Origin of the sequence: Streptomyces atratus, from assembly GCF_900119365.1 — a bacterium.
Taxonomy (GTDB): domain Bacteria; phylum Actinomycetota; class Actinomycetes; order Streptomycetales; family Streptomycetaceae; genus Streptomyces; species Streptomyces atratus_B.
This window is the reverse complement of record NZ_FPJO01000006.1, coordinates 85,727-99,322: the sequence shown is the minus strand read 5'-3', so window position 1 is coordinate 99,322 and position 13,596 is coordinate 85,727. Positions and strand designations below refer to the sequence as shown.

Genomic DNA, 13,596 nt, shown 5'->3' with positions numbered 1-13,596 from the left:
GGACGCGCCGCCCGGTACGGGGTTCAGGTGGTCCACTCCGTGAGCGCCCGCGGCGACAGCACGGTCAGCCCGGACTCGTCTGCGGGGACCCGGCCGAGCACCCAGCCGACGATTGCCGAGGCCACCTGGGAGGTCGGCACGGTCCCGTGGCCGCCGAGCGGCCCGTTGGACAGATCGGTCCACATTTTGGGGGCCCTGGCCAGCAGGACGCGCATTCCGTGCCGGGTCGCGCAGAACCGTCCCAGCGCCTCGACGGCGGTTTTCCCCAGGTAGTACTGCGGGTACCGCGCGGGTACGTCCTCCACGGCCCCCGAGGACAGCAGAACGATCCAGCCCCCCTCCTTGAGCAACGGCAGGGCCGCCGTGAGCGGCCGCAGCGCGAGAGTCAGGCTGGTGTCCACGAACTCGACGACATCGTCCACGGTGTCCGGGTGCAGGCTGGATGGCAGCACGGCCGGGCCGGCGCTGAGCACCAGTCCGTCGAGCCGGACCCCGGCCTCGGCCAGGGCCTCCACCCCCGCGGTCATCTGCTTGGGGTCCCGGGCGTCCAGCAGCAGGGGGCGTACCCGGTCGTCGCCGAACTCCTCGCGCAGTGCCTCGGCCGGGCCCGGAGCCCGCTGGGTGGCCCAGACGCTCGCGCCCTGGGAGGCGAGTACCGACACGATCGCCGCGCCGATGCCCCGGCTGCCACCGACGGCGAGCACCTGGTTCCCCGCCAGTGCGTCGCCGGCCGGGAGGACGCTCGTCGCCGAGGTGTGGTTCGGAGCCGGGACGGCGCGTCGTTGGAAGGTACGCAGCTCCATCTCGAGCCCACGTCCATCACCGGTGCAGTCGGCCCGTACGACCAGGGTTCCGCTGCGGGCGTCGGCCGTGGCCACCGAGGCGGTGAAGCGCGGCTCGTCGTCCGATGCCCGGTGTCCCGCACGCACCTGCAGGCCGGAGAGAATCATGTCCTTGCCCGGCACTCTCATGCCGGTGAACCAACTGGCCCAGCCGAGAGCGCCGAGCAGCGCGTCGGGAAGGGAACGGGCACCGAGCAGATCGGCGAGCGCGCGCAGTTCCTCGGGAGCGGGCAGACCGTACGCTCCGTTCCAGCTCTGGCCGCGTGAGCGCTCCCTGGACGGCTCGGGTTCCACCGCGGCAGGTCGCTTGCCCGGCACGACGGCGTGCTCCAGGCCGTCGCCGGGGAGCAGATCGCAGTGCAGCACCGACGTGGTGCCCTCCCGGACCACCACCGTGACACCGCCGTTCTCCTTCTCGGTGACGGTGGCCCGGTACGTACGGCCGGGAAAGAGCGGGCTGGTGAACCGGGCACCGAGCACGGAGGCGGTACGGAGCCGCTGGGCCGGGACCGCGGCCAGCGCCGCGATCACGGCCAGCGCGCCGGGCACCACGCAGGCGCCGCTGTACGTGCGCCGCGCGTAGGCGGGGTCGCCGTACTGCGGATTACGGTCACCGGATGCCGCGGCGAATTTTTCCATGTCATCCGCATTCAGGCGCAGCAATAATTCGTCCAGCAATTCCCTCTACTCCTTTTCCTGGTCCGGCCGAGGAATGAAACGATATCGCATTGAACAGCCAGACCGGTGGACCGGTCATTTTCGAAGCATTATACTTTCCGCAGCAGATTGCCGATCCCAGTGAGGTTTTCCATGTTCACCGAAGATCATGCAGATGTTTTCGAGAGTATTTACCGCAGTCGTGGAAAGGACTGGCGGGAAGAGGCGAGGGATGTCTCCGCGCAGATCTTCGCCCGCGTGCCCGACGCGACGTCACTGCTCGACGTGGCCTGCGGTACCGGCGCTCACCTCGCCTCCTTCCGCGAGGATTTCGGACAGGCCGAGGGGGTCGAGCTGGCGGAGCCGATGCTGGAGCTGGCCAGGAAGCGGCTCGGTGGAATCCCGCTCCATCAGGGTGACATGCGCGCCTTCGACCTGGGCCGCACCTTCGACGCCGTGGTGTGTATGTTCTGCTCCATCGGCTACCTCGACAATGTGTCCGAGCTGCGGGACGCGATCCGCTGCATGGCCCGTCACGTCAACCCGGGGGGCGTTCTCGTCGTTGAGCCGTGGTGGTTCCCCGAGCAATTCATCGACGGCTACGTCGCCGGAGATCTGAGCAGCGAAAAGAGCCGCACCATCACGCGTATATCGCACTCCATCCGGCAGGGCGACAAAACCCGGATGGAGTTGCGGTACGTGATCGGCGAGCCGAGTGGTATCACCGAATTCACCGAAATCGAACTGCTCAGTCTGTGGCGGAAGGACGAGTACCTCGCGGCCTTCGCCGACGCCGACTGCCCCGCCGAGTATCTCGAATCCGGCCCGACCGGCCGCGGTCTGTTCATCGGTACCCGGAAGCGCTGACACAACAACGCCCGTCCCGCCGGCGAGACGTCACCCGACTGGAGAAACATGCGTGTCCTGTTCGCCACGTACTCCGAGAAGACCCATTTCCACGCCATGGTCCCGCTGGCCTGGGCGCTCGCCGCCGCGGGACACGAGGTACGCGTGGCCAGCCAGCCCGCTCTGACGGAGGTGATCACCCGGACGGGACTGACCGCCGTCCCGGTGGGCACCGACCACAACCTCTGGCGGATCTCGGAGCGGTTCCTCACCCAGCGGTTCGCCGAGGCGAACCCCGTGGCGTACAACAGGATCCGAGGCGTTGATCTGCCCCCGTTCGCCCGGTCCGACGAACCGGCGGAGAGCGTCGGCTGGGACTATCTGCGCTCCGGCTACGAGGACGTACTCGGCAGCTGGTACAAGATCATTAATGATCCCCTGACCGAGGACCTGATCGGCCTCGCCCGTGAGTGGCGGCCGGATCTGGTGCTCTGGGAGCCGACCACGCACGGCGGGCCGATCGCGGCCGAGGCGGTGGGCGCCGCGCACGGCCGTGTGCTCTGGTCCCTGGACATCTTCGCCAGGACCCGGCAGAACTATCTGCGGCTTCGACGGCGACAGCCGCCCGGGCAGCGCCAGGACCCGTTCGGAGAGTGGGTGGCCGCCCAGGCCGCCGCCCACGGCGTGGAGTTCTCCGAGTCGCTGATCACCGGCCGGTTCACCGTCGACCAGTATCCGGCTCCCCTGCGGCTGGACACCGACGTGCACCACATACCGATGCGGTACGTGCCCTACAACGGAGCCTCGGTGATCCCGCGGTGGCTCCGGGAACCTCCCGGCAGGCCTCGCGTCTGTCTGACCCTCGGCCTGTTCAGTACGGACAGGTTCGGCGGCTATCCGATCAGTGTGCAGGAGGTCCTCGACTCCGTCGCCGACCTCGACATCGAACTCGTCTGCACGCTCGCCGAGGCGGAACGGAGCAGGCTGGCCCGGGTACCGGACAACACCAGGCTGGTGGAGTTCGTGCCCTTGCAGGCGCTGGCTCCCACTTGTTCGGCGGTCATCCATCACGGCGGCTTCGGCACGACGAACACCGTCGCGGCGGCCGCCGTGCCCCAGCTGGTGATCTCCGAGCAGCACGACACCCCGATACTCGGCCGGCGGCTGCGGATGTGCGGCGCCGGACTGGACGAGTACTACACGGACATCACCGGCGAGCGAGTCCGCGCGCACCTTGTGCGTCTGCTCGACGAGCCGTCCTTCGCCGCCGCCGCCGACGGGCTTCAGGACGCCATGCTCAGCATGCCGACGCCCCGGGAGCTGGTACCGGTTCTGGAGAAGCTGACAGCCGACCACCGCACAGGGGCGACGACGTCCTGAGGAGCGACATGCGCGTCATCATCGCCGGCGGCGGTATCGCCGGCCTGGCCACGGCACTGAGCCTGCACGCCGCAGGCGTCGAATCCATCACCGTCACCGAGGCGGCCACCGAGATCAAACCGCTCGGAGTGGGCATCAACCTGCTCCCGCACGCCGTTCGCGAACTCACCGAACTGGGTCTTGGCGACGAACTGGCCGCCGTCGCGGTGGCGACCAGAGAACTGGCCTACTTCAATCATCACGGGCAGCTCATCTGGTCCGAACCGCGCGGCCTGGGCATGGGGTACCACTGGCCGCAGTACTCGGTGCACCGCGGCCGGCTTCAGCTCATGCTGCTCGCCGCCGTACGCGACCGCCTCGGCGCCGGCGCGGTGCGGACCGGTCACCGGCTGACCCGCTTCGCCTCCGGTCCTGGAGAAGTGACGGCCCGTTACGGGGGGTCCGAGATCAGGGGCGATCTCCTGATCGGTGCCGACGGCATCAGGTCCACCGTCCGCGCGCAGCTGTATCCGGCCGAGCCCGCACCGCTGTGGAACGGCCTGGTGCTGTGGCGCGGCACGACCCGGGCCCTGCCCTTTCGCGGCGACCGTTCGATGATCATGGCCGGGAACCACGACCAGAAGTTCGTCGCCTACCCGATCACCGCCCCCGACGCCGACGGGAAAGTCGAGATCAACTGGATCGCGGAGCGGCCCTTCGACCGCTCGGCCGCCGGTCGTGGGGACTGGACCCGCCCCGTCCGGGTGGCCGAGTTCCTGCCCTACTTCGAGGACTGGCGGTTCGACTGGCTGGACGTGGCCGCGACCATCCGGCGGGCCGGGGCCGCGTACGAGTACCCCATGGTGGACCGGGACCCCCTGCCGGGCTGGACACACGGGCGGGTGACGCTGCTCGGCGACGCCGCCCACCCCATGTACCCCATCGGCTCGAACGGTGCCTCGCAGGCCATACTCGACGCCCGGGTGTTCAGCGACGCCCTCGCCAGAACAGGGGAGCCGGGCAGGGCATGCGAGATATACGAGGCCGAACGCAGGCCCGCAACGAGTGCGATCACCTTGGCGAACCGGCAGATGGGGCCCGAGCTGGTGCTCAGGCGAGCCCACGAACGGGCGCCCGAGGGCTTCACGGACATCGAGCGGGTGCTGCCGCTGGCCGAGCGCGAGGAGATCGCCGCCCGGTACAAGCGGCTGGCCGGGTTCGACCCGGTACTGCTGAACGAGCGGCGCAGCTACGATGCCACGCTGTCCACCTGACCCGGCTCCGGCCGGAACGCCGCTAAGGGTGGCCCCGGAACCGGTGGTGGCCCGCCCGTGGTCGACGGGCGGGCCACCACCGGTTCCGTGCTCAACGCGCGGTGGCCGCCCCGGCCCCCGGTGCGCCCTCCGGCGCGTCCGGAACCAGCAGCTGGGTGGCGGCCAGTTCCTGGTACAGCATGTCCTTCCTGACCAGTTCCTCGTGCGAACCCGCCGCCCGGACCCGGCCTGCCTCCATGACCACGATCCGGTCCGCCCTGGTCACCGTGGACAGCCGGTGCGCCACCACCAGCACGGTGAACTCCCGCGCCACCTCAAGGACGACGTCACGGAGGGACGCCTCGTTGACCGCGTCGAGCTGGGAGGTCGCCTCGTCGAGCAGCAGCAGCCGCGGCCTGCGCAGCAGCGCCCTGGCGATCGCGATGCGTTGCCGCTCACCGCCGGACAGGGTGCTGCCCCGGTGCCCCACCGGTGTGTCGACGCCGGCGGGCAGACGGTCGACCACCGCGCTCAGCCGGGTGCGGGCCAGCACCGCGTGGATCTCCTCGTCCGGCACCTCCCGGTAGATGCCGAGCAGCAGGTTCTCCCTGAGCGTCCCGGCCAGTACGGGGGCATCCTGCTCGACGTACCCGATCGCGGCCCGGAGTTCCTCCAGCGGCCAGTCGCGGACATCCGTGCCGTCGACCAGGACGGAGCCGCCGACCGGGTCGTAGAAACGTTCGATGAGGGAGAACAACGTCGACTTGCCTGCCCCCGACGGGCCGACGACGGCGGTCATCCCCCGTGGCGGAATGTCGAGATCAACCCCGTGGAGCACCCTCGGGGTGTCCGGTCCCGGATAGCGGAAGCGCACCCCGCGGAAGGCGAGCCCGACGGGTGTACGGACCGCTTCCCCCGGGGACACCACCGCTTCCCCCAGCACCGGCTCGACATCGAGTTCCCGCACCTCACGGATGCGCCGTACGGCTGCGACCGCGGTGCCGAAGGTGGACGCCGCGGCGATCAGTCCGGCCACGGGCTCGATCAGCGCGAACAGGTAGAGCAGGAACGCGATGAGCGTGCCGACCGGGATGGCTCCCGACGCCACCCGGCCGCCTCCCACCCCCAGCACCACCAGGAACGACAGATGGACGGCGAGCAGCGCGCCCGCGCTGACCACGCCGCCGAGCCGGGCCAGCCGCAGCCCGAAGGACCACGCCTGAAACGTCGCGGCGTCCAGCTTTTCGGCCTCCTGGCGCTCCGCCCCGGAGGCCTTGACGGTGCGGAAGCCGCCGAGCATCCGTTCCAGTACCGCGGTGAGGTCCCCGATCGCTTCCTGCACCTTGGTGCTGTACCGGCGGAAGAGCGGCACCACACAGCCGATCAGCACGGCCGCCGCCAGGAGCACGGCAAGGGTCAACGTCAGCAGGAACAGGTCCAGCAGCCCCATCAGCACCACGATGGCGACCAGCATCAGTACGCCCTTGAGCGCGTCGACCAGCGTCTGGCCGGCCGCCTGCCGCAGCAGCGTCGTGTCCGACGCGACCCTGGACATCAGGTCCCCCGGGCGGATGCGGTGGGTCTCGCCGATCCGCATCCTGAGGATCCGTGACACCATCTCGCGCCGGGACGTCAGCACCACCGTCTCCGCCACCCGGCCGAGCAGGTAGTAGCCGACGGCGTTCAGCACCGCACCGCCCACCAGAGCAGCGGTGAGCAGGAGCAGCGGGCCGGTCAGCGCACCGCCCCGGCCCAGGGCGCCGATGATCCATTTGGTCATCAGCGGCTGGCTCAGGCCGATCAGCGCACCGCAGAGGGTGAGTACCGTGGCGAGGACCATCGGCTTCCGATGCGGGGTCAGGTATCGCACGATCTCCCGCCAGGCCGCCGCTTCCAGCACCGACGCCTTTTCCGGCCCGGCCTCGGACGCTGTCACCCTCGCGTCTCCGGCTCCGCCGGTCGCGCGCCGGGGGCGGCCTCGGCGGCCAGCAGTTCCCCGGCCGTGGTCCGCAGGACGTCACGGGCCGCTCGGACCTCGGCGGCCAGCGGCCGGTCCGCGTCCAGCGGCGGGGATATCTCGGCGAGCCGGGCCCACGGGCCGCGAGCGTCGGCACTCCTGCCCAGCATGGAGGTCAACTGGGCGACGGTCACCCCGAGCGAGCCGATCACCAGCCAGCCCAGTTCCAACGCCTCAGCGACCGAGTTGGCGCCGTTGAGTGCCATCGGCACGTGGTCCTGATTCCAGCCGTTGGTGGGCAGGGTGGTCAGCGAGGCGGGGTAGGCCAGCTGGCGGATGCGGGAGACGAACGACGTGGCGCTGAGCTGCACTCCGGCCAGTCCCGCACCACGGCCGGGCCGCGGGGTGAGCATCGGCGGCAGATCGCCGTTGGTCACCGGACTTACCAGCAGGCCCAGTTGACGCTCGGACAGATAGACCGCCGAGTGCATGGCCAGACCGGTCTGTTCGGAGGCGAAGCCGACCGGCATGGCGTGGAAGTTGCCGCCGTGCAGGATCGAGCCGTCGAAAACGATAGGATTGTCGGTGCAGCCGTTGGCCTCACGGCGAAGCAGGTCACCGGCGAACTCCAGCTGATCGTGAACCGCGCCGAGGACCTGTGGCCCGCAGCGCAGGCTGTACGGCTCCTGCAGCGGACGCGCGGGATCACGTTCGGCCCCCACCGGAAGTTCCTCGCGGATCCAGGCCGCCGCGCGCGACTGCCCGAGTTGACCGCGTGCGATGCTCAGACCCGGCTCGTAGTGCTCGGGGTTGGCACCCAGCAGCGCGCTGATCCGCCCGGTGAGCAGCGCGGACGCGCGCACCAGGGCCAGCGCGGACTGTTGGTTCACGATCGCCAGGGCCAGGCCGACACCGGTGCCGTTCACGAACGCGAGGGCCTCACGGACCGGCCAGACGAACGGCTTGAGTCCCAGGGCGGCGAGCGCCTCCGCGGCGGGCCGGGTCTCCCAGCGCCCCTCCGCGTCCCTCATCCATGCCTGGCCCACCCCGGTGTGGCACAGTGCCGCATGCGCGAGCGGCTGAAGGTCACCACTGGCGCTGACGGTGCCGTGCCGTGGAATGGCCGGTACGAAGCCGGCGTTCCACGCGTCCGCCAGGGACTGCCAGAGTTCCGGCGAGACGGCGGAGAAGCCCTTGCGCATGCTGTTGAGCCGCAGCCAGACGATCAGCCGGCACACCTCCGGCGGTAGCGGCTCACCCTGGGCGGTGCCGAGGTGGGAGATCAGACTGTCGCCCTGCTCCAGCTCCGACTCCGCCTCGAACAGCACCAGCGGGCCGAATCCCTGAGTGAGGCCGTATATCGGTTTGTCGGCGGCGAGTTCCTTGGCCACGGTGGCGGCGCAGGCCCGCATCCGGGCCAGGTCCCCTTCGGCCAGCGGCGCCAGCTCGGCGTCCCATCCGGCACGGTGGAGGATGTCGCCGAGCGAGAGATCGGCTTGGGCGTGGGTGGAGATGGTCACGATGTTGCTCCTGCGTCGATCGTTTCGATGGTCTGGACGCGGCGGAATTTGCCGATTTCGGTGCGGTCGATGCGGTCGACCGTGCGTACTTCACGGGGCCGCAGGCCCATACGGGTGAACGCCGCGTTCAGGTCGAGGTCGCCCAGCTCGGTCCCGGGCTTCAGCACCACGAGCAGTTCGATGTGTTCACCGATCATCGGATCGGTCACCGGGCGCACGGCGTGGTCCACGCAGTCGAGCACCGGCCGCAGCACATCCTCCAGCCGGTCCAGGTTGAGTCTGCGGCCGTTGACATTGACGAGCCTGGTCCTTCGCCCGGTGAACCGGAAGGCATGGCCGCCCAACCGCTCGACGTGGTCGTCGAGTTCACAGCTGTCCGGTGCGTCTTCGCCGTTGAGGAAGGCCAGCCGGGGACTGCGGATCTTCAGCGCCACCTCGCCTTCGTCCGGTTCGACCGGATCCGCGAAAGACACATCGTCGATCAGGTTCCAGTCCGGTGGGGCGCCCTCGGACCACTGCCGCGTGGCCACCCCACCGGACTCGGTGGCGCCGAAGACTTCCACGATCCTGGCCCGCTCCGCGCCCGCCTCGGTGAGGAAGTCCGCGGAGGCGTCGGGAATCATCCCGCTGGCGTGCAGCACGGTGATCCGGTCGGTGGCGTGGACCCAGGACATGTGACGCCGGAGCAGCGAGAAGATCCACGGAATGGCCATCACCGCCCAGCGCTGGTGCTCCCCGGCCGGGGGCAGCTGACCGGCGAACTGCGGGCGGTACCAGACCGGAATTCCCAGCCTGGCCGGCACCAGCACGCTGGTCAGTGCGCCGTAGAGGTGTTTGGGGTGCACGAAGGAGAGGGCCGCGTCCGGCCTGCGCGGAGCGAGCAGCCGGGCCAGCATCCCGGCCTCGCTCCACAGGAACTCCTTGGACCGGTACCAGGTCTGACTGGCCCCGGTGGTGCCGGAGGTCTGGAATGCCACCTTCGGCGGCAGCGCGTCGAGCACCAGGCCCTCGATGGCCGCGAGATCACCGCGGAACGTGTCCCAGCGCACGACCCAGGGCTCCTCGGTGATCCTCGGCGAGGTGAATCCCTCGCGCAGCAACTCCTGCGGTGTGAGTTCCGGGTAGGCCACAGAACGCTCCCTCAAAGGTGTCGGCCCTTCGGCAAGCGACAGCGGCGGGCCGGTGCGGGCAATGGAAAAGGTTCGGGACGGGTCTCGCCGGCGGGACGTGGGGAGACGTCAGGCGTCCTCCACCCATTCACTCCGCTCGACCTGGAATCCATAGAGATTCCAATACCGGCCACGGAAGTACAGGTGGTCCTTCAGAACGCTGAGGATCCGGCTGTCGTCGGGCCTCATTCCGAAGGAATCCAGGCTTGCCTCGGTGGTCTCGGTGATGACCCGGTCCACATTGAACATGGCGAACGCGTAGTTGATGGTCAACCCGATGGCTTCGGAACCGGTCCCGAGCCGATTGAGCTCCGGGTCGAGATAAGTCCCGCAGCGGATGTGTCCCGCCTGGTCGAGGGCGAACAGCATGCTGAAGCCGAGCACGTTTCCGTCAGCCCTGTTGACCACCTGGAAGGCGGCGTTGGGCCTGGGCGGCGGCCCCTGCCGCCGGCCGGCCGGCAACTGGACACTCTCCACGCCGGTCCGCAGCACCGTGCGGCTGAACTCCGCCTGGTCGGCCGATGTGGCCGGGCGGAGCAGGATCCTCCGGGAGGAAGTCTCCGGGTAGATCACCCTGTTGTCGTTCACCCTTTTACCTCATCCGTCCTGTCTAGAGTGGAAGTTGACACGATTACCGATTCATCGGCAGGAGTTGCCACATGACGCAGGCGCAGTCCGGGCCACCGAGAAACAGGTTCGACCGACCTGCGGTCGGCTGGTGGAGAGCCCGGTTAGCGGCTCTCTTCACCGCCGCGATCGCGATTCTGGTCCTGCACGCAGTGGTGCCGGGCCTGTTCAAATTCGGTGGTTACTGGCTCTTCGTGCCCGCTGCCGCGGTGACCGTTCTGGCTGTGCCCGCGGTACTGCTGCTGCCGAGATGGTGGTTCGAAGTCCACCGTTGGGAAGTCACTGACCTCGCCGTGTATGTGCGCACCGGATACTTCTGGCAGCAGTCGCGCATGGCACCGCTGTCCCGGATCCAGAGCGTCGACACGGTCCGCGGCCCGCTGAGGAAACGCTTCGGCCTGGCAACGGTCACGGTCACCACCGCATCGGCGAAGGGCTCGCTGAAGATCGAGGGACTGGGGGAGGAACGGGCTGCGGCCGTGGCCGAGCAGATCACCCGGGCCACCCGCGCCCGCACCGCCACCGGCTGACGGCCGGCGCGGGACAGCGGGGCCGGGGAATGGCGCGGTGGCAGATGCTCCGTTTCCAGTCCCCGCCGCTTCAAACCGTGCATGCAGTTCTCCCGCACACGGCTTTCCGACATCGTTCACCGACTGGCATGCGCCGTCGCCCAGCGTACGCCTCCGGTGAGGCGGTAGACCCCGAGCCGGGTGATCCATCCGTATGTATATCGGGTGGCCCAGTTCCGGCCCACTTGGCCGTGTTTCCGGCTGGTGAAAATCGCCAGCCGTTCGTGGACGTATCCGTCGATCACGTTGAACTTCCGTCCGGAGTTCCCGTTACGGAAGTACGCTGCCCAGCCTCGTAGGACCGGGTTCAGATCGGCGACCACGGTGGACACCGGCCTCTCGGTCTTCGAGATTGCGGTTGCAGCACGGACTTTCTCCCGCAGCACTCGCATCGCTCTGACCGAGGGCCAGCGACGCAGGTAGAACCTGCCCCGCCATTTCCACGATTCCGCTTTCCGGTGGTGGAAGCCGAGGAAATCGAAGCCCTGTCCGCCCCGAGTGAGACAGACAATGCCGGTACTCTCCGGATGCAACCGCATCCCGAGCTGTCCCAGCACCTTCGCCGCCAATTCCCGGGCCTGCTCGGCCCGGTGCTCGGGCGGTGACAGAACCACGAAATCGTCGCAGTACCTCACCAACACTCCCAGCCGGCGGCCCTCGACCTGCCACGCCTCATCGAGGACATGCAGCGCGATATTTGCCAAGAGTGGGGAGATCGGTGAGCCCTGCGGGGTTCCCGCCCCGGTCGGGGAGGTCACCCCGCCCTCCAGAACGCCCATCCTCAGCCAAGCCCGGATCAGCTTCAGGAACGGCCGGTCCACCACATGTCGGGCCACCTGGGCCATCAACGCGTCGTGGTCGATCGTCCCGAAGCAGTCCCGGATATCGGCCTCGAACACCCACTCCCGCCGCTGGCTCGCCGCGACGCGCACGGCTTCACACGCGTCGATCGCGGACCTTTTGGGCCGGAATCCGTAGCTCGACTCGGTGAATTGGGCCTCGAAGACCGGTTCCAGGACCAGTTTCGCGGCCGTCATCACCACCCGGTCCGCCACGGTGGGAATCGAGAGCGGCCGGAACTCCCCCGGCCGCCCCGGCTTGGGAATCCGGACCCGCCGCAGCACCGACGGACGATACGTATACGTCCGCAGCCGCTCGGCCAGATCCTGGAGGAATGCATCCACCCCCGAGGCCGCCACCGCGTCGACAGTCAAGCCGTCCACGCCCGGGGCTCCTCGGTTCGCGCACACACCGGTCCATGCCCGCCGAAGAACGTCCATGCGGTGGACATGGCTATACAGGGCATGAAACCGGCGTTCGGGTTCTTGCTTGGCACAGCGGTAAAGCGTCCGCTGCAAGGCTCGGACTTTGTCCAAAGGACGGCCGTCCAGTCCCGCGGCGCCTTCCTCCCGGCGCATGGAACCAGCCGAAACGGCACTCATCCGGGTCCCTCCCTGATCGCGGATCGCGTCGATGAAGCAGGGGCCCTTCGAACAGGCCTCTGTACCGACGGAATGCGCCCCGACCGCAGGAGAAATGGCGCCCGTACCGGCGGGGCACTACACGATATGAACCTCGGGGACGTAAAGGATCCACCGGCCTCCGGCCGCGCTGAATTCCTGTTCCTTCGCCATGATCTCGTCGGCGTGGTTCCAGGCGAACAGCAGTGCGTAATCGGGGTACGGATCGGAAAATGCCTCGGGATCACGTACCGGAATATGGACGCCCGGCGTCAGGCGCCCCTGTTTCGCCGGAGTGCTGTCCGAGACGAACGGAATCAGATCGGGTCCGATTCCGCAAAAGTTGTTCACCGTCGCGCTCTTCGCGGTGGCACCGTACCCGACCACCGTCGCGCCTTCTTCGCGCAGCCGGCTCAGCAATGCGACCAGATCCTCGCGAATGTTGTTGACACGCTCCCCGAACTTCTCCAGTGTCGCGAGTTCGGCGACCTGGTTCCGGGCCTCCTCGGCGAGCAGTTCCGCCACAGCGTCGGACGGCGTTCTGGCCCCTGAAGGGGCGAGGGTGTAACGGACCTCGCCGCCGTGCACCGTGAGCCGTTCGACGTCCACCAGCTCCAGACCGTGCAGGGCCGCCATCGCTTGTACCGACCGGGCAGTGAAGAAGAAGAAGTGCTCGTCGTAGATCTGGTCGAAGGAGGTGCGCTCGAGGATGTCCCCGAGGTACGGATCCTCGAACACGAAGACGCCGGTGGGCGTCAACAGTGTCTTCACTCCGCGCAGGATCGAATCCATGTAGGGAATGTGGCACAGCGTGTTGGCCGCGTAGACGACATCCGCCGGCCCTTCCTCTTCCAGGATTTCCCGCGCGGTGGATTCCTCGAAGAAGGACTTCCGCACGCGGATTCCCTTGGCAGCGGCCACATCCGCCACACCGCCGGAGGGTTCCACACCCAGATGCCGGACACCGGCCGCGGCGAGGGTGCTCAGCATGACGCCGTCATTGCATCCCATTTCGACGACGAAGGGGTCGTCGGTGGCCAGTTCTGTCGCCAGCAGACGCTTGGCGAAGTCCTCGAAGTGCGCCCGCATGAAGGTGGATCCCGAGGAGTGGTACGGGTAATCCTCGTGGAACATGCTGTCGCGCTGGACCTCCTCCGTCAACTGCACCATCGTGCAGTTCTCGCAGATCCCGGTGGCCAGCCGGAAGAAGAACTCCTCGCGGCTGTCTGCCTCCGGAACCGTAAAAGCATCCGAGAGCGGCTGGCGCCCGAAATCAAAGAACTCATGGACCGTATGGCCGCATATGCGGCACAGGGACTCGGTCGACATCACTACTC

At 68.4% G+C, this 13,596-nt stretch carries 11 protein-coding genes; 4 read left to right on the top strand and 7 right to left on the bottom strand.

Features of this window, described 5'->3' with window-relative positions; translation table 11 throughout:
• Positions 1 to 23 precede the first annotated feature (23 nt).
• A complete protein-coding gene (locus BT364_RS13090; RefSeq protein ID WP_072485330.1) occupies positions 24 to 1,505 on the bottom strand; it encodes an SDR family oxidoreductase in 1,482 nt (493 codons plus the stop codon).
• Positions 1,506 to 1,652: 147 nt separating this feature from the next.
• Here BT364_RS13090 and BT364_RS13085 point away from each other — a divergent pair, with 147 nt between their 5' ends.
• The 3 genes from BT364_RS13085 to BT364_RS13075 are packed head-to-tail and all read left to right on the top strand — an operon-like array spanning position 1,653 to position 4,978.
• Entirely contained in the window at positions 1,653 to 2,366 is a 714-nt protein-coding gene (locus BT364_RS13085) for a class I SAM-dependent methyltransferase (RefSeq protein WP_072485329.1), read from the top strand.
• A 48-nt stretch (positions 2,367 to 2,414) separates the two neighbouring features.
• The gene (locus BT364_RS13080) at positions 2,415 to 3,725 is read left to right on the top strand and encodes an activator-dependent family glycosyltransferase (protein ID WP_072485328.1); all 1,311 of its coding nucleotides are present in this window, start codon (positions 2,415 to 2,417) and stop codon (positions 3,723 to 3,725) included.
• A gap of 8 nt (positions 3,726 to 3,733) precedes the next feature.
• Entirely contained in the window at positions 3,734 to 4,978 is a 1,245-nt protein-coding gene (locus BT364_RS13075; RefSeq protein ID WP_072485327.1) for a flavin-dependent oxidoreductase, read from the top strand.
• 91 nt (positions 4,979 to 5,069) lie between these two features.
• Here BT364_RS13075 and BT364_RS13070 read toward each other — a convergent pair whose 3' ends face one another.
• From BT364_RS13070 to BT364_RS13055, 4 genes are all read right to left on the bottom strand, one after another.
• Positions 5,070 to 6,797, bottom strand: coding sequence for an ABC transporter ATP-binding protein (locus tag BT364_RS13070; RefSeq protein WP_079179459.1), 1,728 nt, complete (start codon positions 6,795 to 6,797; stop codon positions 5,070 to 5,072).
• A 92-nt stretch (positions 6,798 to 6,889) separates the two neighbouring features.
• Positions 6,890 to 8,434 (bottom strand): aromatic amino acid ammonia-lyase, encoded by a 1,545-nt coding sequence (locus BT364_RS13065; protein WP_107408223.1) that lies wholly within the window; start codon positions 8,432 to 8,434, stop codon positions 6,890 to 6,892.
• A complete protein-coding gene (locus BT364_RS13060; protein WP_072485325.1) occupies positions 8,431 to 9,564 on the bottom strand; it encodes a class I adenylate-forming enzyme family protein in 1,134 nt (377 codons plus the stop codon). The genes BT364_RS13065 and BT364_RS13060 overlap by 4 nt, the downstream gene beginning before the upstream one ends.
• 108 nt (positions 9,565 to 9,672) lie before the next feature.
• Positions 9,673 to 10,191: a GNAT family N-acetyltransferase gene (locus BT364_RS13055; RefSeq protein ID WP_072485324.1), complete on the bottom strand. Its 519-nt coding sequence runs from the start codon at positions 10,189 to 10,191 to the stop codon at positions 9,673 to 9,675.
• A 71-nt stretch (positions 10,192 to 10,262) separates the two neighbouring features.
• On the opposite strand from BT364_RS13055, the gene BT364_RS13050 reads away from it, so the two are divergent.
• Positions 10,263 to 10,760 (top strand): PH domain-containing protein, encoded by a 498-nt coding sequence (locus BT364_RS13050; RefSeq protein ID WP_072485323.1) that lies wholly within the window; start codon positions 10,263 to 10,265, stop codon positions 10,758 to 10,760.
• Between the two features lie 116 nt (positions 10,761 to 10,876).
• Here the strand turns inward: BT364_RS13050 and ltrA are convergent, their stop codons facing one another.
• Together ltrA and BT364_RS13040 are read right to left on the bottom strand one after the other, a co-directional pair.
• A complete protein-coding gene (gene ltrA / locus BT364_RS13045) occupies positions 10,877 to 12,241 on the bottom strand; it encodes a group II intron reverse transcriptase/maturase (protein ID WP_107408222.1) in 1,365 nt (454 codons plus the stop codon).
• A 117-nt stretch (positions 12,242 to 12,358) separates the two neighbouring features.
• Positions 12,359 to 13,588, bottom strand: a complete 1,230-nt coding sequence (locus BT364_RS13040) for a class I SAM-dependent methyltransferase (RefSeq protein ID WP_072485322.1) — start codon at positions 13,586 to 13,588, stop codon at positions 12,359 to 12,361.
• Positions 13,589 to 13,596 lie beyond the last annotated feature (8 nt).

What these genes read in the sequence shown, in the direction of transcription:
- BT364_RS13075 (WP_072485327.1), top strand. Translation starts at nt 3,734, where the DNA reads ATGCGCGTCATCATCGCCGGCGGCGGTATCGCCGGCCTGGCCACGGCA.
- BT364_RS13080 (WP_072485328.1), top strand. Translation starts at nt 2,415, where the DNA reads ATGCGTGTCCTGTTCGCCACGTACTCCGAGAAGACCCATTTCCACGCC.
- BT364_RS13085 (WP_072485329.1), top strand. Translation starts at nt 1,653, where the DNA reads ATGTTCACCGAAGATCATGCAGATGTTTTCGAGAGTATTTACCGCAGT.
- BT364_RS13070 (WP_079179459.1), bottom strand. Translation starts at nt 6,797, where the DNA reads ATGGTCCTCGCCACGGTACTCACCCTCTGCGGTGCGCTGATCGGCCTG.
- BT364_RS13050 (WP_072485323.1), top strand. Translation starts at nt 10,263, where the DNA reads ATGACGCAGGCGCAGTCCGGGCCACCGAGAAACAGGTTCGACCGACCT.
- ltrA (WP_107408222.1), bottom strand. Translation starts at nt 12,241, where the DNA reads ATGAGTGCCGTTTCGGCTGGTTCCATGCGCCGGGAGGAAGGCGCCGCG.
- BT364_RS13040 (WP_072485322.1), bottom strand. Translation starts at nt 13,588, where the DNA reads ATGTCGACCGAGTCCCTGTGCCGCATATGCGGCCATACGGTCCATGAG.